The 24,190-nt window shown below is 41.0% G+C and carries 17 protein-coding genes; 11 read left to right on the forward strand and 6 right to left on the reverse strand.

What is annotated here, in order from left to right:
* Window positions 1-24: 24 nt before the first annotated feature.
* The 5 genes from H8744_RS13015 (at window position 25) to H8744_RS13035 (ending at window position 7,417) form a co-directional block, all read left to right on the forward strand.
* Window positions 25-630, forward strand: a complete 606-nt coding sequence (locus H8744_RS13015; protein ID WP_262435242.1) for a V-type ATP synthase subunit D — start codon at window positions 25-27, stop codon at window positions 628-630.
* Window positions 627-2,444 (forward strand): V-type ATP synthase subunit I, encoded by a 1,818-nt coding sequence (locus H8744_RS13020; protein WP_305067371.1) that lies wholly within the window; start codon window positions 627-629, stop codon window positions 2,442-2,444. Before H8744_RS13015 ends, H8744_RS13020 begins: the two co-directional genes overlap by 4 nt.
* A gap of 42 nt (window positions 2,445-2,486) precedes the next feature.
* Window positions 2,487-2,948 carry an ATP synthase subunit C-like protein gene (locus H8744_RS13025; RefSeq protein WP_262435244.1) on the forward strand — a complete coding sequence of 154 codons (462 nt, stop codon included), beginning with the start codon at window positions 2,487-2,489 and terminating at the stop codon, window positions 2,946-2,948.
* A gap of 208 nt (window positions 2,949-3,156) precedes the next feature.
* On the forward strand, window positions 3,157-4,818 hold the full coding sequence (locus H8744_RS13030) for a glycogen/starch synthase (protein ID WP_262435245.1): 1,662 nt from the start codon (window positions 3,157-3,159) through the stop codon (window positions 4,816-4,818).
* A 34-nt stretch (window positions 4,819-4,852) separates the two neighbouring features.
* Window positions 4,853-7,417: a glycosyltransferase family 1 protein gene (locus H8744_RS13035; protein WP_262435246.1), complete on the forward strand. Its 2,565-nt coding sequence runs from the start codon at window positions 4,853-4,855 to the stop codon at window positions 7,415-7,417.
* Between the two features lie 46 nt (window positions 7,418-7,463).
* Here H8744_RS13035 and H8744_RS13040 read toward each other — a convergent pair whose 3' ends face one another.
* From H8744_RS13040 to H8744_RS13050, 3 genes are all read right to left on the reverse strand, one after another.
* On the reverse strand, window positions 7,464-9,209 hold the full coding sequence (locus H8744_RS13040; RefSeq protein ID WP_262435247.1) for a helix-turn-helix domain-containing protein: 1,746 nt from the start codon (window positions 9,207-9,209) through the stop codon (window positions 7,464-7,466).
* Window positions 9,210-9,432: 223 nt separating this feature from the next.
* Entirely contained in the window at window positions 9,433-11,808 is a 2,376-nt protein-coding gene (locus H8744_RS13045; protein ID WP_262435248.1) for a T9SS type A sorting domain-containing protein, read from the reverse strand.
* Between the two features lie 219 nt (window positions 11,809-12,027).
* Entirely contained in the window at window positions 12,028-13,128 is a 1,101-nt protein-coding gene (locus H8744_RS13050; protein WP_262435249.1) for a redoxin domain-containing protein, read from the reverse strand.
* A gap of 136 nt (window positions 13,129-13,264) precedes the next feature.
* Between H8744_RS13050 and H8744_RS13055 the strand changes: the two genes are divergently transcribed.
* The 6 genes from H8744_RS13055 to rbp all read left to right on the forward strand — a co-directional run bounded on the left by H8744_RS13055 (window position 13,265) and on the right by rbp (window position 18,833).
* A complete protein-coding gene (locus tag H8744_RS13055) occupies window positions 13,265-14,653 on the forward strand; it encodes a polyamine ABC transporter ATP-binding protein (protein WP_305067372.1) in 1,389 nt (462 codons plus the stop codon).
* A 97-nt stretch (window positions 14,654-14,750) separates the two neighbouring features.
* A complete protein-coding gene (locus tag H8744_RS13060) occupies window positions 14,751-15,548 on the forward strand; it encodes an ABC transporter permease (RefSeq protein WP_262435251.1) in 798 nt (265 codons plus the stop codon).
* The gene (locus tag H8744_RS13065; RefSeq protein WP_262435252.1) at window positions 15,542-16,348 is read left to right on the forward strand and encodes an ABC transporter permease; all 807 of its coding nucleotides are present in this window, start codon (window positions 15,542-15,544) and stop codon (window positions 16,346-16,348) included. The genes H8744_RS13060 and H8744_RS13065 overlap by 7 nt, the downstream gene beginning before the upstream one ends.
* A 30-nt stretch (window positions 16,349-16,378) precedes the next feature.
* On the forward strand, window positions 16,379-17,701 hold the full coding sequence (locus H8744_RS13070; protein WP_262435253.1) for an ABC transporter substrate-binding protein: 1,323 nt from the start codon (window positions 16,379-16,381) through the stop codon (window positions 17,699-17,701).
* A gap of 79 nt (window positions 17,702-17,780) precedes the next feature.
* Window positions 17,781-18,263: an OmpA family protein gene (locus H8744_RS13075; RefSeq protein ID WP_262435254.1), complete on the forward strand. Its 483-nt coding sequence runs from the start codon at window positions 17,781-17,783 to the stop codon at window positions 18,261-18,263.
* Between the two features lie 219 nt (window positions 18,264-18,482).
* The gene (rbp, locus tag H8744_RS13080; RefSeq protein ID WP_262435255.1) at window positions 18,483-18,833 is read left to right on the forward strand and encodes an RNA-binding regulator; all 351 of its coding nucleotides are present in this window, start codon (window positions 18,483-18,485) and stop codon (window positions 18,831-18,833) included.
* A gap of 79 nt (window positions 18,834-18,912) precedes the next feature.
* Here the strand turns inward: rbp and H8744_RS13085 are convergent, their stop codons facing one another.
* The 3 genes from H8744_RS13085 to H8744_RS13095 all read right to left on the reverse strand — a co-directional run bounded on the left by H8744_RS13085 (window position 18,913) and on the right by H8744_RS13095 (window position 24,184).
* On the reverse strand, window positions 18,913-20,241 hold the full coding sequence (locus H8744_RS13085; protein ID WP_262435256.1) for a sensor histidine kinase: 1,329 nt from the start codon (window positions 20,239-20,241) through the stop codon (window positions 18,913-18,915).
* 16 nt (window positions 20,242-20,257) lie between these two features.
* Window positions 20,258-20,935 carry a response regulator transcription factor gene (locus H8744_RS13090; protein ID WP_262435257.1) on the reverse strand — a complete coding sequence of 226 codons (678 nt, stop codon included), beginning with the start codon at window positions 20,933-20,935 and terminating at the stop codon, window positions 20,258-20,260.
* A gap of 123 nt (window positions 20,936-21,058) precedes the next feature.
* The gene (locus H8744_RS13095; protein WP_262435258.1) at window positions 21,059-24,184 is read right to left on the reverse strand and encodes an efflux RND transporter permease subunit; all 3,126 of its coding nucleotides are present in this window, start codon (window positions 24,182-24,184) and stop codon (window positions 21,059-21,061) included.
* Window positions 24,185-24,190: the final 6 nt, after the last annotated feature.

Genomic DNA, 24,190 nt, shown 5'->3' on the forward strand with positions numbered 1-24,190 from the left:
TTATAAATTAGTAATTGAAACAACGTGGCTATAAAATTTCAATATAATAAAACTTCGCTTCAACAACTTGAAAAACAGTTGAAAGTGCGTGTGCGTACACTTCCTATCATTAAAAATAAGGAGAGTGCGTTGCGTATGGAAGTGAAGCGCTGCAAAATAGAAGCAGTCGATTTAGAGGAAAGGCTGGAAAAGCAAATCCAGGCTTATGAAGCCATGTTCGCACTTTGGAATGAGTTTGATTCCTCATTGATAAAAGTAAATGATGTTCATCTTGGTGTGAAAAAGATTGCAGGTGTACGAGTTCCGTTACTCGAAAATATAGATTTTGAGATACGGCCTTATAGCTTGTTTAATGCTCCCAAATGGTATGCCGACGGCTTGCATCTGCTTAAAGAGCTTGCACATACGGCTATTGAAAGAGAGTTTACATTGGCTAAGTTGAACTTATTGGAACATGCAAGGAAAAAGACCACTCAAAAAGTAAATCTTTTTGAGAAGGTACAGATACCAGGCTATCAGGATGCATTGCGAAAGATTAAACGTTTTATGGAGGACGAAGAAAACTTGTCCAAATCTTCGCAAAAGATCATGAAGTCTCATCAGGAACAAAGGAAGGAGGTAGAGGCATGATTACAAAAATGAAGAAACTCACATTCCTTGTTTATCATAAGGAATATGAAAATTTTCTGAACAGTCTCCGTGAACTGGGTGTGGTACACATCGTAGAGAAACAGCAGGGAGCAGCCGAAAATGCCGAATTACAGGAAAATGTCCGGTTGTCATCACGTTTGGCAGCTACATTGAAGTTGCTGCAAAATGTAAAGCTGGAAAAAGGGACTGTTGCGTTGAAAGACGGTGGAACTCCAGACCGGGGTATGAAAGTATTGGATGAAGTTGATGCATTGCAGGCTGAGAAAAACAGGTTGACACAGCAGCTTCAGATCTATACAAAGGAACGGGAAGCGTTGCAGGCATGGGGTGATTTTGACCCGGATAGCTTACAACGCCTAAAAGATGCCGGATATGTGATTGGTTTTTACACTTGCTCGGAAGGTAATTATAAAGAAGAATGGGAAACGGAATATAATGCAATGATTATAAGCCATATCTCATCTAAGATATATTTTATTACCGTAACGAAAGCAGATGTGGAAGTTGATCTTGATGTCGAACAGGCTAAACTTCCGGTGTATTCACTTACACGTGTAGAGCAATTACATTCGGAAACTAAGCAGGCTATTTTAGAAAATGAACAAAAGCTTGCCGCACTTGCCGAAAAGGATATTCCTTCATTGAAAGAGGCCTTGAAAGAATTGCAGAACAACATTGAATTCTCCAAGGTCGTATTAAGTACGGAACAAGCTGCCGGAGAGAAGCTGATGCTTTTGGAAGGTTGGGCACCTGCCCGTAATAAACTTGAAATAGAAGCATTTCTTGATTCATCTCATGTCTATTATGAGATATCTGATCCTGCACCAGACGATAATGTACCGATTGAACTGAACAATAAGGGATTTTTCTCTTGGTTTGAACCGATCTGTAAGTTGTATATGTTGCCGAAATATAATGAACTGGACTTGACACCGTTCTTTGCTCCGTTCTTTATGATCTTTTTCGGACTCTGTTTGGGAGATTCCGGTTATGGATTGCTCTTGTTTGTAGGTGCTACTGCTTATCGACTTATGGCAAAGAAGTTGACTCCTTCGACTAAATCAATTATTTCGTTGATTCAAGTGTTGGCTACATCCACTTTCTTCTGTGGGTTGCTTACGGGAACTTTCTTCGGAGCAAATATCTATGACCTTGACTGGCCGATAGTACAACGTTTGAAGCATGCAGTGCTTTTGGACAATAACGATATGTTCCAGTTATCGTTGATACTAGGTGCGATACAGATTATTTTCGGTATGGTACTTAAAGCTGTCAACCAAACGATACAGTTTGGCTTCAAATATGCGATAGCTACTATTGGATGGATCATTTTACTGTTATCCATGGCTATTTCTGCATTGTTACCCAAAGTAATGCCTATGGGAGGTACTGTACATCTGGTGATACTTGCTATTTCCGGTGTAATGATCTTCTTATTTAATAGTCCGGGAAAGAATATATTCCTGAATATTGGTCTTGGCTTGTGGGATACATATAACATGGTTACAGGTTTGTTGGGCGATGTTCTTTCCTATGTCCGTTTGTTTGCTCTCGGGCTTTCCGGAGGTATTCTGGCAGGAGTGTTCAATAGCCTTGCAAAAGGTATGAGCCCCGATAATGTAATATTAGGGCCTATCGTGATGGTTTTGATTTTCCTGATCGGACATGCCATCAATATCTTTATGAATGTACTTGGTGCAATGGTTCACCCTATGCGTCTGACATTTGTCGAATTCTTTAAGAATTCCGGTTACGAAGGCGGTGGTAAAGAGTACAAACCATTTAAAAAATAAATAATTAAATAGAATAATAAACTAAAAAATAAAATTGAAATTATGGAAATGAATTTGTTTATTGCCTACATCGGCATCGCAGTAATGGTTGGTTTGTCAGGCATTGGTAGTGCTTATGGAGTTACTATTGCAGGTAACGCTGCTATCGGTGCATTGAAAAAGAATGATAGTGCATTTGGTAACTTCCTTGTATTGACTGCACTTCCTGGTACACAAGGACTTTACGGATTTGCTGGTTATTTTATGTTCCAGACTATTTTTGGTATTTTGACTCCGAACATCACAGCTATTCAGGGGTGTGCAGTTTTGGGTGCAGGTATTGCTTTGGGATTGGTTGCTTTGTTCTCTGCTATCCGTCAAGGACAGGTTTGTGCAAATGGTATTGCTGCAATCGGTCAGGGACACAACGTATTTAGTAATACTTTGATTCTTGCTGTATTCCCGGAACTTTATGCAATCGTTGCTTTGGCTGCTACTTTCTTGATTGGTAGTGCATTGGTATAAGCGATTTAAATAACTTAAATTTTTCTATAAAAAAGCTCGGGCATCATAAGGATGTCTGAGCTTTTTTTATTTGTAACTCCCTTCATAAAGGGCTTTGCAAACGTTTGTTGTTTCCTATTAACTCATATTTTCCGTATAAAGCATTATTTTTCAATAAATAATGCGTACTTTTGCACCTGCTTAATAAAAAAGAGGTCTAAACAATTATATGGTAAAAGATTTATTAACCCCCGATTATATCTTCGAAGCCAGTTGGGAAGTATGCAATAAAGTAGGAGGAATCTACACCGTTTTGTCTACTAGGGCAAACACATTGCAAACCGCTTTTCGTGATAAATTGTTCTTTATTGGTCCGGATGTATGGCAAGGTAAGGATAATCCTTTGTTTATCGAATCCGATAATCTATGTACTGCATGGAAAGAACATGCACTTAAAAAAGATAATCTTTCCGTCCGTGTCGGACGTTGGAATATTCCCGGGACACCTATCGTCATTTTAGTTGATTTTCAATCATTCTTTGAAAGCAAGAATGAAATATATACTGAAATGTGGAATCATTTTCAGGTTGATTCACTGCATGCTTACGGAGATTATGATGAAGCATCTATGTTTTCGTTTGCTGCCGGTAAAGTAGTTGAAAGCTTTTATCGTTATAATCTGACGAAAAACGACAAAGTCGTTTATCAGGCACACGAATGGATGACTGGACTGGGAGCGCTATATTTGCAACTCGCGGTTCCTGAAATTGCTACTATTTTCACAACGCATGCCACTTCTATAGGGCGTTCGATTGCAGGTAATAATAAGCCGCTTTATGACTATCTTTTTGCTTACAATGGCGATCAGATGGCACGGGAATTGAATATGGAATCTAAACATTCCATTGAAAAGCAAACTGCACATCATGTGGATTGTTTTACGACAGTAAGTGAAATTACTAATAATGAATGTAAAGAGTTGCTTGATAAGGCTGCCGACGTGGTGCTGATGAATGGATTTGAAGATGACTTTGTACCTACAGGAGCTACTTTCACAAGCAAACGGAAACGCGCACGTTCGACCATGTTGAACGTTGCCAATAAACTATTGGGAACCAAATTGGGCGATGATACGTTAATTATCGGTACTAGTGGTCGTTATGAATTTAAAAATAAAGGAATCGATGTCTTTTTGGAATCCCTGAACCGGTTGAATCGTGATAAAAACCTTAAAAAAGAGGTGTTGGCTTTTGTTAATGTCCCGGGTTGGGTAGGAGATCCGCGTGAAGATTTACAGGCAAGATTAAAAAGTAAGGATACTTTTGATACTCCGCTTGAAGTTCCGTTTATCACGCATTGGTTGCATAACATGACACATGACCAGGTACTTGACATGTTGAAATATCTTGGCATGAATAATAATCCTGAAGATAAAGTAAAGGTGATTTTTGTACCTTGTTATCTGAACGGGAAAGATGGCATATTGAATAAAGAGTATTATGATCTCTTGTTAGGCGAAGACTTGAGCGTATATGCATCTTATTATGAACCTTGGGGATATACGCCATTGGAGAGTATTGCATTTAAGGTTCCTACTATAACAACTGATCTTGCCGGTTTTGGACTTTGGGTAAAGAGTTTGGAAGGTCAGAATAGTATTGAGGAGGGAGTAGAAGTGGTACATCGTTCCGATTATAACTATTCGGAAGTAGCTGATAGTATAAAAGATACCATCTCTTATTTTTCAGGCAAAGAAGAAAAAGAAATAAAAGATATTCGCAAACGTGCTGCTCAGATAGCTGAGAAGGCTTTATGGAAACACTTTATAAAATACTATTATGAGGCTTACGACATCGCTTTGCGTAATGCGGTGAAGCGTCAGCTTAACTAAAAAAATTATTCATCAACAAGTAAATAATAACATTATGAAAGTAAGAGTTAGTAATGTGAACACTCCGAACTGGAAAGAGATTACTGTAAAATCTCGTGTTCCGGCAGAATTGGAAAAGTTGTCTGAGATAGCACGCAATATTTGGTGGGCTTGGAATTACGAGGCAACTGAATTGTTCAGAGATTTGGATCCGACTCTGTGGAAAGAGGTTGGCCAGAATCCCGTACTTCTTCTTGAACGCATGAGTTACGAGAAACTGGAAGCTCTATCGAAAGATAAAGTAATCTTGAAACGCATGAATGATGTATATTCAAAGTTCAGAGATTATATGGATGTCAAACCGGACTCAACCCGTCCTTCAGTGGCATATTTCAGTATGGAATATGGTTTGACACATGTTCTGAAAATATATTCCGGTGGTCTTGGTGTTTTGGCTGGTGACTATCTGAAAGAGGCTTCTGACAGTAATGTGGATATGTGTGCAGTAGGTTTCTTGTATCGTTACGGTTACTTTACGCAGACATTATCAATGGATGGTCAGCAGATTGCCAATTATGAGGCACAAAATTTCGGTCAGTTGCCTATTGACCGTGTATTGGATGCTGAAGGTAAACCATTGGTAGTGCAAGTTCCTTATATGAATTACTTCGTACATGCTAATGTATGGCGTGTTAATATAGGTCGTATTTCTCTCTACTTACTGGATACTGATAATGAAATGAACAGTGAGTTCGACCGTTCCATTACTTATCAGTTGTATGGCGGTGATTGGGAAAATCGTCTGAAACAGGAAATCCTGTTGGGAATTGGCGGTATCTTGACTTTGAAGGCATTAGGTATCAAGAAAGATGTCTATCATTGTAACGAAGGGCATGCGGCTTTGATTAATGTACAACGTATCTGTGATTATGTTGCTACAGGTCTGACTTTTGACCAAGCTATCGAGTTAGTACGTGCTTCTTCTCTTTATACTGTTCATACTCCGGTTCCGGCAGGTCATGATTATTTTGACGAAGGTCTTTTCGGTAAGTATATGGGCGGATATCCTGCCTTGATGGGTATTACTTGGGACGATCTGATGGATCTTGGACGTAACAATCCGGGGGATAAGGGTGAACGTTTCTGTATGTCGGTATTTGCTTGTAATACTTCACAGGAAGTAAACGGTGTAAGCTGGTTGCATGGAAAAGTTTCTCAGGAGATGTTCTCATCCATTTGGAAAGGTTATTTTCCTGAAGAAAGCCATGTAGGATATGTGACGAATGGTGTTCACTTCCCGACATGGAGTGCTACGGAATGGAAGCAGTTGTACGCGAAATACTTTAATGAGAACTTCTTGTATGATCAGTCTAATCCGAAAATTTGGGAAGCAATCTACAATGTGCCAGACGAGGAAATCTGGAAGACTCGTATGATAATGAAGAACAAGTTGGTGGATTATATCCGCAAGCAGTTCCGCGAAACATGGTTGAAGAACCAAGGTGATCCTTCACGTATCGTTTCTTTAATGGACAAAATCAATCCGAATGCATTGCTGATCGGTTTCGGTCGTCGTTTTGCCACTTACAAGCGTGCGCATCTGTTGTTTACCGACTTGGATCGTTTGGCTAAGATCGTGAACAATCTTGATTATCCGGTACAATTCCTCTTTACAGGTAAAGCTCATCCACACGATGGTGCAGGGCAGGGATTGATTAAGAGAATCATCGAGATTTCCCGTCGTCCGGAATTCTTAGGTAAGATCATTTTCCTTGAGAATTATGATATGCAGTTAGCCCGTCGATTAGTTTCAGGTGTAGATATCTGGTTGAATACTCCGACTCGTCCTTTGGAGGCATCCGGTACATCTGGTGAAAAAGCTTTGATGAACGGGGTTATTAACTTCTCCGTACTTGACGGATGGTGGTTGGAAGGTTACCGTGAAGGTGCTGGTTGGGCATTGACCGAAAAACGTACTTATCAAAATCAGGAACATCAGGATCAGCTGGATGCTGCTACCATTTACAGTATTTTGGAAACGGAGATTCTTCCTCTCTTTTATGCACGTAACAAGAAAGGATATTCCGAAGGTTGGGTGAAGACCATAAAGAATTCTGTGGCACAAATAGCTCCGCATTATACAATGAAACGTCAGTTGGACGATTACTATAGCAAGTTCTATACTAAGGAAGCAAAACGTTTCCAGATGTTATCGGCAAATGACAATGCCAAGGCGAAAGAATTGGCTGCATGGAAAGAAGAAGTTGTTGAAAAATGGGATTCCATTGAAGTGGTTTCTAGAGAAGTTTCGGAAGAAATTGCCAATGGTGATATTGAAAGTGGAAAAGAATATACCATCACTTTTGTAATCGATGAAAAAGGCTTGAATGATGCGGTCGGACTTGAATTGGTAACTACTTACACGGCTGGTGACGGTAAACAGCATATTTATTCGGTTGAACCGTTCAGTGTGATTAAGAAAGAAGGTAGCTTGTATACGTTCCAGGCTAAGCACAGCTTGTCTAATGCAGGAAGCTTTAAAGTATCCTACCGTATGTTCCCGAAGAATCCGGATCTTCCACATCGTCAGGATTTCTGTTATGTACGTTGGTTCGTATAATACGAAAGGATAAAATATGAATTTAGAAGGAGAACAGTAGCGATGGTTACTGTTCTCTTTTTTTCTCCGTATCTTCTTTAGCCATCTTTTGGAAAATAGAAGGTGTTATACCTGTTATGCTCTTGAAAGCATTAGTAAAAGTTGTGGTCGATTTATATCCTACACTTTCAGCGATGGCTTTGATGGTATAATTGCCATATTTTTCTACATCTGCCAATCGTATACGGGCTTCTTGTATACGGTATTCATTGATATAGATATTGAAATTCCGATGATAAGTCTCATTGATGACTTGTGAAACATATTTGCTGTTTGAATTGACGAGGACAGCCAACTTTTCCAGTGAAAAATCTTCTTTGCAATATACGTCTGTAGATTCCATGACCTGATTGATTGCGTCCAATATCGTTCGTTTTTGCTCATCGGCAAGGTTACTGCTCTGATATTTTTCAAGATTTTCAAGAGCAGGGGATGGATCGGCATCCGTAATTTTTCCCATTGACTTTTGTTCTGTATTCTGGTATTTTTCTAAAGCTTTATGAGCGGTCTGTAGCTTCTCTTCGTATTGTAACCGAAGTGTTTTATTGTAATGATCGGATGCTATTATTTCAAGGTTGACATTAAATAAATTTTTGTAAGCCTGTGACAACCTTTTCTTTTGGTAATAGACGAACAAAAGAAATCCGCTTATGATCAGAAAACCGGATAATATCCCCCATAATACTTTACGTTGTATTTTTATTTTGGCCTCTTTTTGCTCTTTTTCTGCATTGAGAAAGGATATCTCTTTGTTTGTTTTTTCCATCTCGTAGATGGATTGTGTATGTTTAACTCTATTGAATTCACGGACATTGAAAATGGAGTCTGCCAATGATAAGTATTTCCCCTTATAGAGTAGAGAACTCTGAGGGTTACCCATCTTTTCGTAAAGATCAGAATATGCCTTCATGCTTTGGATTAATATATTGGCTAATCCATTTTCTTGTGCCATATTGCTACATTTTTTTAAATAATAAAGTGTAGAATCATTATTACCCATTAATTGATAAGTCTTGTACAATTCCTCATAAGATGAACATTCATACCTTGGTTCCATTTGGCATTTATTGGCGAATAGTACAGACTGATGGAACGTTTTAATGGCACTCGCATATTTTTTTTCGTTTACAAGTATTAGCCCCCAGTTCAGCAAATTCATATAGTTTTTTAAAGTATCCTTGGGATGTGTCAATTGTACTGACAGATAATAATATTTCTTGGCTTCCTCGATATTATTCAAATAGTTATAGGCTCCCGCTAAGTTAGTAAGTAAACTATACTCCCTTTTGGGGTTCGGATAGGTTTTGGAAAGATCATAAGCACGTTCATAATAACTGATTCCCATCTCGTAATCGAGGAAAGTGCAATATACACTTCCTAATTTCAAATAAATGTCCGGTAAACGCTCTTTATTGAGACATGATTCACAGATCTTCAATCCTTGGATATAATGATCGAAAGCGTTGGTGTAATTTCCTTGATTATAGTAAATGTCACCTGTCTTAAGAAAACTGGTTACGCAGAGTTGTTTCTCTTCTTCGTTCATATTCTCATTATATCGTCTGTTGGATATGGAATATAGTGCGATGGCTGTGTCCGATTCCTTTTGATAATGGTCACCTAACTGAATAATTTCTTGTGTAGAAAGTGTGTTTACTCGTTCGAAGAACGTGTCTTTTTTAACCTCTTCACTTCGAATAAACAGCAGTGGAATGAAGAGTAATAATAGTATAGTAGTAGATAGCTTCTTCATATCTTTGAATGTCGTTTTCGTAGTTTAACTTCCAAATATATGAAGAATTCCAAGAAAATATTATAGAAATGTAGTTTTTATTTTGTTATAATGACTTTTTGCATCGAGTCATGCAATATTGAAATACTAACATCAAGTATATTTCATTCATTATTTCTGTGAAAAAGAGGAATCCGCAAGAACCCTTTCTTAGAAATGGGTCCTTACGGATATCCTTATTCCATTAATGATTGATTTTTATTTTATAGGTCCTGTGCATTCCTTCAGTGACTACTTCGAGGATATAGAGACCCGATTCAATAGTATTTACGGGATAACTATTTTGAGAGGTATAGGTTTCCTCATTTATAACAATTCGTCCTTGTACATCGACCAATCTGATTTGTGCTTCTCCTTCGAAAGGTAAATCAATATGAAGTACATCCGATACGGGATTAGGATAAATTGTGGCTATGCTCTCTGCTTTGCCGGGAGTTTGGATACTTGCAGGATTGTACAAAAGATCTATTTGACAGGTGAATAATGAACTGGTATTATTGTTGATTCCCCATCCGGTAATGTAACGACCGTTGGGAGACATATCAAGAATCGATGCATAATGATATTCACCGATATTGTACTTCATAATATCCGCCAAATAGGTATTTATACTCATAATGCCTCCGTCCTTAGTCCAGATAAAGCCATACATGAAATTACCGACTTCAATAAATCCCACGACAGTTGTTCCGTCATTATTAATTCCTGAAACATGTGCTACGGCAGCTTCATTATTTTCTAACTCACTGATCATTCCCAATCGTTTGAAGCCGGTTTCCTCACTCCAAATCCAAGCTTGGTTGGCTATTAACTGGTCATCCGAAAGGATAGAGAGAGGTCCGCTTTGAATAGATCTTCCGCTTCCACCTATCCATTTTCCATCTAATGAAATGGCTTCCGCCTGCATTGCATGGTTATCATCGCTTTTGGGATCTGCCTCCGGGTCGATTAATATATATTCGTTCGGAGTATACCCGCCCTCTGTATTTTTACGCCAAATGGCTGAATGCCAAGGACCGCGTTCATCTTGCCAACCGGCAATGACACTACCGTCATAGTTCACGACATTGGCTCGTGTACTTCTGCCCTTATTATCGAAGAGGCTACCTAAATCAATAGTACCTTTTTCCTCATTCCATGCTATGGCGTGTGAGTATCTACCGATGGAAGCTTGGTTAGGTTGTCCTGTACTTGCCAATCCGACAACGGTTTTTCCATCTCCGGATATGGCATATCCGCTACTTATTGAAATACCATCACTGATACATCCCAAATTGCCTAACGGAGTCCATTCGTTCGTTGTGATATCATATTTTCCCATGCTACCTACAGTTGTTTTATCCGTAAGTTTTTGATGGTATAGATTGCCGTTGATTCCACCGATAGCTAACGTGTTTTCAGTCATGACAATTGATTTCAAATCTGATATTCCATCGGGCTCAATATTCAATCTAGTCCAAGTTGCTCCTGCATCGACTGATGAATAAGCGTAGCCTTCCGATCCTACTATAATGACATTGTTCTCATCTATCCAAACAGCATCATATAAACTAGCCTTTTGAGAAATATTATCATCTACTACGTTTACTTTCCAAGTGGCTCCTCCATCCGTAGTGCGGTAAATAAATGTATTGGTGGTAGCTATCCCTATGTTTGCATTGGCAAATTTTATTTTATGAATTGGCATAATCGGTTGAAGAAATCCTCCTGAAGTGAATATTTTCTCCCACGTGATACCGTGATCTGTTGACTTCAGAATATGGCCTTCTTTTGTACCCATATAGAAGATGTCATTGACATGAGTGATACATAATGGAACACCTGTGATTCCTGTAGTTTGAGTCCAAGTTTCCGCACCATCAGATGATTGATAAGCAGTAAATTTTCCATCTGCCAGTTCGGCACCTACTACTCCATAATAAGGTTCTTCCTGTATGAAATCAATAGTCTTGTAGGATGCAATGACATCATTACAACCTTCCGGGCGGGGATCTATGCTTTGCCAACTATTTCCTCTGTTTGTTGTATATGCAAACATACCGTCTTTGCCACCCACTATACCTACTGCATCGGTTAAGAAACAGATGGCTTCCAGTCCTTTTTGAGATTCAACGGAACGAGACCAAAACTTTCCATCCATTGATGTCAACACGACTCCCTTGTCATCATTTGCATCATACCCGACAGCAAACATCATATCAGTCATTCTTGGAACATTACAGATATGATCGAATGTATAAGGATAGTCTGTAAGAGTATTTTTTTCCCATTCTTTAGAATAAGCCCATTCCGTCCACATTGTACCTGATATATATTTTCCATCTACCGAAAATTTGGCTTTTCCACCGATTCCATTTCCTGCGGAAACACCTCCGATTTCGGTCATCTCACCAGATTCTGGATTCCATAATGAATAAGGAGATGATTGATCATAATAGCCAACTACGAGTCCGTCATTGGATACCCCGGTTGGTGTAAAGCTCTCTTCTAATATAGTAACCTGTGCAAATAGACAGTTTACTGCAAAAAGTCCTGCTAAAGTAACATTAAATTTTTTCATACGCATATAGTTTTTAGTTTGATGCTCCAAATGTATGCGTAAATGATAAGAAATAAAAATGGAGTTTCGGTAGATTCACGAATTTGTTCAGCTTTCATGGAAATGCTCACCAAAATTCCGAATTTTATGCAAAAAGCGCATATTAATGTGCTACAATACAACATTAATATGCGCTTTACGATGGATTAAGCTACAGAGCCTAACCTCCTTGTAGAAGATTTATTTCAATACTTCTGCCAGTTTTGTCTGTAATTCTTCTCCGTGGAGACCGCGAGCAATAATCGTACCTTCTCCGTCCACCAGAATAGTCTGAGGTATGCTGTTTACAGCATATAACTGCGCTCCGGCATTGTTCCAACCTTTTAAGTCGGACATCTGAGGCCAAGTAATATTCAATTTCTTGATGGCGTCTTTCCATGCGGCACCGTCCTCATCAAGAGATACGCCTACGATTTCGAAGTTCTTGCCTTTATATTTAGCATATGCTTCCACCAGATTAGGCATTTCACGACGACAAGGACCACACCAGCTTGCCCAGAAATCAATCAGTACAACCTTGCCTTTACCTACATAATCGGAAAGTTTAACTGGCTTCCCGTCAGGAGTCTGCATTTCGAAATCGAGGAATTTCTTTCCGATGGATGTCGCTTTCTGTTTATCAGTGATCTCCTTGATCTTCATAATCACTTCGTCATTTAGGAACTGAGCCGGCATTTGTTGCAATAAAGCATCATTTTCTTCCGTAGTCATGTTGTAGAAGTTCTGTTTAAATAAGTTTACTCCCACAAGGTTATTGATGTTTTTCTTAATACCTTCTTTCTGGATTTCGCCATATTCCTCTTCCAGTTGATTCATTTGCTCCATGTTAGCTACTCTGAGTTCGTCCGTCAAGGCCGTATCAGCCATAGCTTCCTGTATTTTATTGGCTTTTGCACTGAGGGCATTCACCTTATTGCGGATTTCCTGATAAGCGTCATTGTTGGGAGTTCCGGTAGCCGAATTATTATCTTTCTTCATGGCTACATTGATTTTTCCATTTTCAAGGAAGAAATCGATGCGTAAGACCTCATTGCCTTTTCCTGTAGAGATGTAGCGGGTTACGGTAGAATCCTGTACGCCATCAAAGGTAAATGTTCCATTGGCGATGACGGCGGTGTCCAGATTATTAAGCTGTCTGCCCACCACTTCCTGTAAGTATACAGTATCACCATCAGCACCACCTTCAACGGTACCGGTAATAACGTAGCCTGGTTTGTTTCCGTTACAAGCTACCAGTCCAATGGCAGCTGCAGCAACGAACAAATAAGTTAACTTTTTCATACTTTCGTAAAATTAGTGAATAAATATTTATGCAAAGATAGATTATTTTTCCTACAGCCGGGTGAATTCATTGTTATATTAGATTAACAGGTAGGATGAAATCGTAGAAATTTGTACCTTTGCACCCCAAATTAGTATGAATATGCAAGAAAACAAATCCATTATCGAGGTAAATAACGTATCTAAGTTTTTCGGAGAGAAGACTGCCCTTGATAATGTGACCTTAAACGTGAAAAAGGGGGAGTTTGTCACAATCCTGGGACCTTCGGGATGTGGCAAGACCACTTTGTTGCGCCTTATCGCTGGTTTTCAAACTGCCTCGGAAGGTGAAATCAAAATATCCGGGAAAGAAATTACGCAAACTCCACCTCATAAACGCCCAGTGAATACCGTTTTTCAGAAGTACGCTCTTTTCCCGCATCTGAATGTATATGATAATATCGCTTTCGGCTTGAAGTTGAAAAAAACACCGAAACAGATTATTGAAAAGAAAGTGAAAGCTGCTCTCAAGATGGTAGGCATGACCGATTATGAATACAGGGATGTCGATTCCCTTTCCGGTGGTCAGCAACAACGTGTTGCCATTGCACGTGCTATTGTTAATGAGCCGGAAGTTTTGTTGCTTGACGAACCTTTGGCCGCCCTCGATCTGAAGATGCGTAAAGATATGCAGATGGAGTTGAAGGAGATGCACAAGACATTGGGCATCACATTTGTTTATGTCACCCATGATCAGGAAGAAGCTTTAACCCTGAGCGATACGATCGTGGTAATGAGCGAAGGAAAAATCCAGCAGATCGGTACACCGATCGATATTTATAATGAGCCGATCAACTCTTTCGTGGCCGATTTCATCGGGGAAAGTAACATATTGAACGGTACGATGATAAAAGATAAGCTTGTTCGTTTTTGCGGTACTGAGTTCGAATGTGTGGACGAAGGTTTTGGAGAACATATGCCCGTTGATGTCGTGATTCGTCCCGAAGACCTATATATTTTTCCCGTATCCGACATGGCACAATTGGTGGGAGTAGTCCAGTCATCCGTCTTTAAAGGTGTACACTACGAGATGACAGTGCTTTGTAACGGGTATGAATTCTTAGTGCAGGATTATCATCATTTTGAAGTGGGCGCTGAAGTGGGATTGCTCGTTAAACCGTTCGATATTCATATCATGAAAAAGGAACGCGTTTGCAATACATTCGAAGGAAAACTAGTAGATGAGACACATGTGGAATTTTTAGGATGTAATTTCGAGTGTCTTCCCGTGGTCGGTATTGAACCGGGAAGTAGCGTACATGTCGAAGTGGGTTTTGATAAGATCATCCTTCAGGATAACGAAGAAGACGGTACGTTGACGGGTGAAATAAAGTTTATTCTTTATAAAGGAGATCATTATCACCTGACCGTATGGTCTGACTGGGATGAAAATGTGTTTGTGGATACAAACGACGTATGGGATGACGGCGATCGGGTGGGAATTACCATTCCTCCCGACGGAATCAGGATAATTGCGAATCACTGATAACGAATTACCTGAAACATAGTCAACATGCCTCTTCTAAAAATTAAAAAAATGGTTTCATATAGTTCCTGATTATAATTAGAGTAATTTGTAATTGATGAATAAATTATCGGTCTTTTTCTCATCACGCAAGAGTTGGACTCTGCCTTATATTATTTTTTCGGCGATATTCGTCGTTATTCCTTTGCTTCTTATTGTGGTCTATGCATTTACCGATGATAACGGGCATCTGACATTAGAAAACTTTGAAAAGTTCTTTACTCATCATGAAGCGATCAATACATTTGTTTATTCCATCGGGATAGCTATTATCACGACACTTGTCTGTCTCTTATTAGGGTATCCAGCCGCTTGGATATTGAGCAATAGCAAACTTAACCGTTCTAAAACATTGGTGGTATTGTTTATTCTTCCGATGTGGATCAACATTCTGGTACGCACGCTTGCCACTGTCGCCTTGTTCGATTTCTTCAGTATGCCGTTGGGTGAAGGGGCGTTGATATTCGGTATGGTATATAATTTCATCCCTTTCATGATTTATCCGATCTATAACACATTGCAGAAGATGGATCATAGTTATATAGAGGCGGCTCAGGACTTGGGTGCTAATCCGATACAAGTCTTTTTCAAGGCTGTTCTTCCCTTGTCTATGCCCGGAGTGATGAGCGGAATAATGATGGTGTTCATGCCGACCATTTCCACTTTTGCCATTGCCGAATTATTGACCATGAACAATATTAAACTTTTCGGTACGACCATTCAGGAAAATATCAATAACAGTATGTGGAACTACGGTGCGGCTCTTTCGCTTATCATGTTACTGCTCATTGCCGCCACTTCACTTTTCAGTACGGACGACAAAGACAATACCAATGAAGGAGGAGGGTTATGGTAAAGAAAATTCTTGCGCAATCTTATTTATGGCTTCTGTTGTTGTTGCTTTATTCACCGATCGTGATTATTGTGATTTATTCGTTTACTGAAGCTAAAGTATTGGGAAACTGGACAGGCTTCTCAACCAAATTGTATTCTTCACTGTTTACATCGGGAACGCATCATTCATTGATGAATGCGCTGGTGAACACCGTTACTATCGCTTTGATTGCCGCCACTGCCTCTACGATATTGGGGAGTGTCACTGCTATCGGCATATTCAATCTGAAGAGTCGAGCCCGGAAGACAATCAGTTTTGTAAACAGTATTCCGATCTTGAATGGAGACATCATTACCGGTATATCGCTTTTCCTGCTTTTTGTCTCTTTAGGCATTTCACAGGGGTATACCACGGTAGTGCTGGCGCATATCACTTTTTGTACGCCTTATGTCGTACTGAGTGTTTTGCCGCGTCTGAAGCAGATGAACCCTAATATTTACGAGGCAGCGCTCGACTTGGGTGCTACTCCGATGCAGGCGTTGCGTAAAGTGATTATTCCGGAGATACGTCCGGGAATGATCAGCGGGTTTATGTTGGCATTGACATTGTCGATTGATGATTTCGCTGTAACCGTGTTTACTATAGGAAATGAAGGATTGGAAACATTGTCTACCTATATTTATGCCGATGCCCGTAAGGGAGGGTTGACTCCTGAACTCAGGCCGTTGTCTACGATCATATTCGTCGTGGTATTGGCATTGTTGATCGTTATTAATTACAGGGCGGGCGTATCCCGCAACCGGAATAATGGTAAGCGTTAGGTGTAAACGGGCATTTATATAAATCGTTTTATGAAGAAGTTTTTATATATAGGATTATTGGGGTTACTGCTTGCAGGATGCTATAATAGCGGTGAACCGAGGCAGAACGTTTTGAAGATCTATAATTGGGCGGATTATATCGGGGATGGTGTATTAGAAGATTTTCAAGCCTATTATAAGGAGCAGACCGGTGAAGACATACGCATTGTCTACCAGACTTTTGATATCAACGAAATCATGCTTACCAAAATAGAGAAAGGGCATGAAGATTTTGATGTCGTTTGCCCTTCGGAATACATTATCGAGCGTATGCTGAAGAAAGATTTGTTGCTACCCATTGACACGAGTTTTGCCCATTCGCCCGATTATATGGATAATGTTTCCCCTTACATTCGTGAACAGATTGCAAAGCTCAGCCAACCGGGACGACCCGCCAACAGATATGCAGTCTGTTATATGTGGGGTACGGCAGGCATCCTTTATAACAAAGCTTTTTTAACGGAAGAGGATGCAGATAGTTGGAGCTGTCTTTGGGATAAAAAATACGCAGGCAAGATTTTGATGAAAGATAGCTATCGGGATGCCTATGGCACTGCCATTATCTATGCCCATGCCAAAGATTTGGAGGAAGGGAAAGTTACCGTTGAAGAATTGATGAACGACTATTCGCCCGAAGCGATGGCACTTGCCGAGAAATATCTCAAGGCCATGAAGCCTAACATTGCCGGCTGGGAAGCTGATTTCGGTAAAGAGATGATGACGAAAAACAAAGCGTGGATCAATATGACTTGGAGCGGTGATGCTATGTGGGCCATTGACGAAGCCTCGGCCGTAGGAGTTGATCTTGACTATATAGTGCCGAAAGAGGGGAGCAATATCTGGTATGACGGTTGGGTGATTCCTAAATACGCCCGTAATCCCGAAGCTGCCAGCTATTTTATTAATTTCATGTGTCGTCCCGACATTGCTATCCGTAACATGGATGCTTGTGGATATGTCAGTTCGATTGCTTCTCCTGAAATTTTGGAAGAGAAGATAGACACGACACTTGCCTATTATTCCGATCTTAGTTATTTCTTTGGCCCCGATGCAGACAGCATTCAGATTAACCGTATCCAGTATCCCGATCGTCAAGTAGTGGAACGTTGTGCCATGATCCGTGATTTTGGTGATAAAACAAAAGATGTTCTTGAGATATGGTCACGTATCAAAGGAGACAATCTCGGTGTAGGGATCACTATCCTTATTTTTGTAGTAATAGGTGCGATGAGCATTTGGATGATTTATAAACGAATCCAACGTTACAAACGCAGGCAGATCCAAAGCCGTCGTAGCCGTCGCTGTCGCAAATGACAGGTTAACTTATTTTTCATTTTCCCTTTGCAGCATTTCCCTCATGCCAGCGTCTAATGTATAAAAAACAGACGCTCGCATGAGGGAGATTTGTTGCTATACTATTCTTATTCTGTTCTGTTCCGTTCCCCTTGCGGCGCAGGAAGTTCCTTTCGAGGGTCTTCATCTGGATGATTTGATTTCAGTCCCCGGTGAAGCAAGACCGGGGACTTTCAAATTTCCTCTGACTCCGTTTTCTTTGTCTGACATAAAAACATGTCGTCCTGACAAGTCTCTTCTGCCCCATCAAAAGAGTTCCGTCCTTTCAAAGCCATATACGATTTATCCCAATGCAACTCCCAAATTCAAATTGACAGATAAATGGTCTTTGTCTCTTTCTACAAATTCGGTTTCAGATCGTCATCGCTCTCTTCGCAATTTGTACACTGTCGGAGTCTATGGAGGACTAACTTACGGACTAACGAAGAATTTCCAGTTAAAGGCGGGGGTCCATTATCAATACAACATAGCCCTTCACCGATGGGAGTGGGCATGTATGACAGGCATTACCTTCAGTTTTTGACCTCCTTTTGTCACATTTATCATCTTTTTTGGGGTAATTCTGAAAGTATTTGCCGATTTCTTTTCACAATTTAAGGTTAATGCCTATATTTACCACGTTTTAAAGATTTCTGTAAGAAAGATATGTTTCCTCTCAATGTAATTGTAGTGTTATTTATCTCCTTAACAAGACTTCTCTAACAAAATCATTTTATTATTTTAAGTTTTAATTATTTTTTCAATGAACATTTTTATTGCAGGATTGAGCTATAACATTAGCGATTCCGATTTAACAGAGTTGTTTGCAGAGTATGGAGAAGTAGCCTCAGCAAGAGTAATTTCAGACAAAGACACTGGCCGTTCTAAAGGTTATGGCTTCGTAGAAATGGCTGATGAGGAAGCTGGTAACAAGGCTATTGCTGCATTGAACGAAGCAGAAGTAGACGGTAGAAAGCTGGCTGTATCTGTAGCTCGTCCAAGAACAGAATCTGCTCCGCGTCGCAGCTATAACGGTGGTGGAAACCGCGGTGGTGGCTATAATCGTGGCGGTGGTTACGGTGGTGGTCGCGGCGACAGAGGCGATAGATATTAATCTGTAACAAAAGAGCGGGAACGCTAACCGCATAATGTTGAGGCATCCGGAGTAAATCTCCGGATGCCTTTTTTACGTTTTACATGAACGCTACCGTTACTTTTGTATAGGTGTTAACTTTAGAATCAATTGTGATTTTCCCCCCGTAAACGGATAGGATCTTTTTGGATAAACTCAATCCGATGCCTTGCCCCTTATATTCCCGTGTATTGCTTGCCCGGTAGAAAGAGTGAAAAATATGTTTCAATTCCTCTTCCGGGATACCAATGCCATAGTCTTTTATCTCGATTGTAGGAACACCATTATTTACAAACAACCCTATTTCCACTGCCTCTTTAGAATATTTCCGGGCATTATCCACGAAATTTTGCAGGGCAATGCGCAGTAGTTGATAATTGGCGGAGACAAAGATGCCTCCAGCATTTTTGTCCGGACTGAATATTACTTGCGGATATTGTATGCTTAAGTCGTCCATAAGATTGGCAAGGTCAATCTGTTCCCGAGTACTTTCCAGGATTTCTTTGTCCTGACGGGAAAGAAACAACAAATGCTTTATTAACAAGGTGATTCGTTTGCTTTCTGTTGAAATACGTTGCAGTGATTCTATATATTCCTTTGGTGAGCGTTCTTTGAGAAGAGCTATTTCACATTCGCCTTGAATCGCTGTAAGCGGGTTATTCAATTCGTGGGATGCATTACTGATAAATGACTTTTCCGCTTGGAAAGCAGTATCTATTCTATCCAGCATATCGTTTAGTGACCGGATCAGTTCGTCGAGTTCGTCTTTATTGTTGACGGTTTTCATCCGGATATTAAGATTGTTGCCTTGAATGCGTTTCAATTCTTTCAATAGGTGTTTCAGGGGTAGGAGAATTCTGTTGGCGTAGATGGTTCCGATAAGATAGATGAAACCGCAACTGATCAGAAGCAGGATAACAGCAAGTATGAGGATGTGTTTCTGAATGTCGCGACCGTAATGATTGCCGGACATTACTAGAACGATAAAGTTTCCTTCATTGTCCGGATAGTGCAAGGCGGCTCCTCTCAGATTGCCGTGTATAAAGGTGACAGGCATGTTCTTGAACAGACGTGTTTGTTGGCCGACATCGAGGTATTTGTCAAGCGTATCACTCACTGCAATGGGGATACTGTCGATGTTGAGCAAAATCTCCTGTGCCTGTGGCAAAAGTTCATTGTACTTCTGTTGGATTTCACGATAGCTGGATTCATCCACTTCATCTTTTTCCCAATGCTTCTGCGCTGTGAGATAGGCTTTTTCTATAAGATACGAATCGAATAAATTATTGATGTAGCGGGATGTGAAAAAATAGAATATCATAACTACCACTGCCGTTGCCCCAACAGTGATAATGGTATAAAACAGTGCAATCTTCGAACCGATTTTCATGCTCTTACTTTCCGGATTATTGTACGCCCATTATATATCCCATTCCTACGACAGTATGAATGAGTTTAGTTTCAAAATTTTTATCAATCTTGTTGCGGAGGTATTTTACATAAACGTCTACCACATTGGTGTTAGTATCGAAATTCTTGTCCCACACATCTTTCAATAATGTTAGACGGGAGAGTACCGTGCCTTGATGTGTCATGAAGTATTCCAAAAGCCGGTATTCTTTTACGGTAAGTTCGATGGAAATATCGCCTCGCTGGGCGCGCCGGGTATTGCAATCCAGCACCAGATCGTTACAAGTGAGTTGCAGGGCGGCAGTCTCTTTTCCCCGGCGGAGGAGTGCCTTGATGCGTGCTTCCAGTTCCTGAAAGCTAAATGGTTTTACAAGATAATCATCTGCACCGGCATCCAACCCTTTCACTATATCCTCCGTCGTACCCAGTGCGGTAAGCATGATGACCGGAGTTTGATACCCTTCTCTTTGGCGATATTGACGGCAAAGCTCCAAGCCGTTCATCCGTGGCATGATGACATCTAAAACGAGTAGATCGAATGCTTCGTTTTGCAATAATTCCCAACCGGATGCACCGTCATGAGCGATGGCGACCGTATGTCCGAATTCCTGTAGGCCTCGTTCAATAAACGAGGCAATATTTATTTCATCTTCAGCCAATAGTATCTTTGCCATAAAATGAGTTTAGAGTTAATAGTGAAAAATGAAAGTGAAGAGTGTTCCTCGTCCTGTCATGCAGCTATTTGCCACTTTTCCTTTTTCACTCTTCACTTTTCACAAATATAGTGCTTTTATTCTTTACAACTTTCTTTGTTTCAGATTTCCTTCTTTGTCATACAACATTTTCTCGTAAACCATCTCTACAATCAATGGAAAGATGAATAGAGCAAAGAATGTAGCACCTATCAATCCCCCTATGATGACAATGGCAAGCGGACGTTGTGATTCGGAACCAATGCCGTGGCTCATGGCGGCAGGCATTAATCCGATGGCAGCCATGGCAGCAGTCATCACTACGGGACGTACACGGGAACGCATACTGGTCTTAATCGCTTCCGGTAGAGGCAGTTTCGACTGAATATTGTGCTTGATGTCAGAGATCATGATAACTCCGTTTTGAATGCAAATGCCAAACAAGGCTATAAAACCGATTCCTGCCGATATGGAAAAGTTGAAATGAGTGATAAGAAGTGCGATGATTCCACCCACAGCGGCAAACGGGACATTCAACAGCACTAGGCCGGCATCACGTGCATTTGAAAACAAGACGAACAGGATGATGAAGATGATGGCAATACTAACGGGAACCACTTGTGAAAGCCTTTTAGTTGCCCGTTGTTGGTTCTCGAAGTCTCCCGTCCATTTCAATGTATATCCTTCGGGCAAATGGACGGATGCATTCACTTTCTTCTGTGCTTCGGCTACGGCTGTGCCCATGTCCCGTCCGCGGACAGAGAACTTCACGGCACAGAAACGTGTATGATTGTCTCTGAATATCAGCAGTGGCCCGGTGATAGTCTTAATCTCCGCCAATTCCTTGATAGGGATCATTGTACCGTTCATGGTCGGTACCAATATTTTTCCTATCTCTTCCTCGTTCTGGCGGAATTCCGGTTTGTAGCGTACCATGATGTTGAACTTCCGTTCGTCTTCATATAGCAATGAGGCGGATTTTCCCCCGATGGCCATTTCGATAATCGATTGCACGTCTTCTTTTGCCACACCGTAACGTGCCAGGCTTTGCTCGTTTAGCTCGATGCGGAGTTCCGGCTGTCCGATATTCCGGATAACGCCAAGGTCTTCAATCCCCTGAACCGTATTCAGAATCTTGTCTATTTCCATCGCTATCTTCTCGGACTTGTAGAGGTCTTTACCGAACACCTTTACAGCGATGGAGCCTTTTACTCCCGAAGCCGCCTCTTCCACATTGTCTGTGATGGGTTGTGAGAAGTTGAAATCGATACCCGGATAGAGTGAGAGATCTTCTTGCATCTTGTCGATCAGTTGCAACTTGCTCAGCTTGCTTTTCCATTCTTTTTCGGGATAGATGTCTACATGAAACTCGATATTATAGAATCCGGTGGCATCCGTTCCATCGTTAGGTCTTCCGGTTTGTGAGAGTACTTGCCGTACTTCGGGGTAGGCAACCAGTTTACGTCTCATCTGGTTGGCAAGTTTGACGGATTCGTCCAGTGAAATACTTTGTGGCAGCGTGGCACGAATATAGATGGAGCCTTCGTTCAACTGTGGTAAAAACTCTGTTCCCAGCCATGTAAACATCCACAGACCGATGACGGCAACGATACTTGCCAGTCCGATTGTCAGCTTTCGATGGTCATAGCATTTATTGAAAAAGGATGTTGCTTTCTCATTGACGAAGCGCACGAAAAAGTTGTTTTTCTCGCGTACATTCTTTTTTAGTAACATGGATGACATCACCGGAACCAAAGTTAGCGTAAACAACAAAGCCCCTAACAAAGCAAACCCCAGTGTATAAGCAAGAGGTGAGAACATTTTTCCTTCTACTTTCTGAAAAGAAAAAATAGGGATCAATGCGGTGATTATGATCAGTTTTGAAAAGAATACTGCCTTTGCCTTGTCTTTCGCTGTATGACGGATAAGTCCCATTTTCGACATTAAGTTGAAAGCTGGCATACCTACTTCTTTGGCTTTCTTGTCAAGAGCGACAAATACCCCTTCTACCATTACTACTGCCCCATCGATGATGATGCCAAAGTCGATGGCTCCCATTGAGAGGAGGTTGGCGGACATGCCCATGGCGCGCAGGCAGATAAAGGCAAACAGTAAAGCCAACGGGATAACTATGGCGACGACCACCGTTGTGCGCCAGTCCGCCATGAAAATAAGTACGATGAAAGTTACCAGTAATATCCCTTCGACCAGGTTATGGGTTACGGTGTTTACCGCCAGGTTTACCAGATCTTCACGGTCGTAGAACGGTACAATCTGCACGTCTTCGGGAAGGATGTTCTTGTTGATATCTTCAATCTTTGTTTTCAACGCGGCAATCACTTCACCCGGATTTTCTCCTTTACGCATCACAACGATGCCTTGTACCACGTCGTCCTCTTCCATTCTTCCTACTTGTCCCAACCGGGGCAGGCTGGATTCGTGTACATCTGCCAAATGACGGACTAGTACCGGTGTCCCGTTAATATTCTTCACTACGATATTTCTCAATTCTTCCAAGTCGTTTATCAAACCGATACCTCGTACCACATAAGCTTGCGAGCTTTTGGTAATGACATCTCCGCCAACGTTGATGTTACTGTTGGCAATGGCGTTGTAAAGTTCCAAGGCCGTGATGTCGTAATTGATCAGTTGGTGTGGGTTGACACTGACTTCGAATGTTTTTACCTCACCTCCGAAACTAACAATGTCCGCTATACCCGACACAGAACGTAGATTGCGTTCGATCACCCAGTCCTGCAACGTCTTCAGTTCGCGTACACTGCGTTTGTCACTGCGGAGCGTATAGCGGAAAATTTCACCCGTAGGGCCGTAAAGCGGTTGTACTTCCGGTGTCACTCCGTCCGGCAGGTCAGCATCGTTCAGCAGGTTGTAGACTTGTTGGCGAGCCGTGAAATCTTCCACCTGGTCTTCGAACATGACATTGATTACGGAAAGTCCGAAAAGGGTGGTTGACCGGATATCAGTCTTTTTCTGTACCGGGTTCATGGCTATTTCAATGGGAATGGTTATGAACTTTTCCACCTCCTCGGCACTTCTTCCCGGCCATTGGGTGATGATGGTGACTTTGGTGTTGGTCACATCGGGGAAGGCATCGATAGGAGTATGCTTGAACGAAACTACTCCTGCAATAATAGCTATCGTGGTACAGAAGAATATGAAGAATTTATTCTTCAACGAGAAAGCTACAATGTTGTCTATGAATTTGTGCATCGTTTG

Source organism: Jilunia laotingensis (genome assembly GCF_014385165.1).
GTDB lineage: Bacteria > Bacteroidota > Bacteroidia > Bacteroidales > Bacteroidaceae > Bacteroides > Bacteroides laotingensis.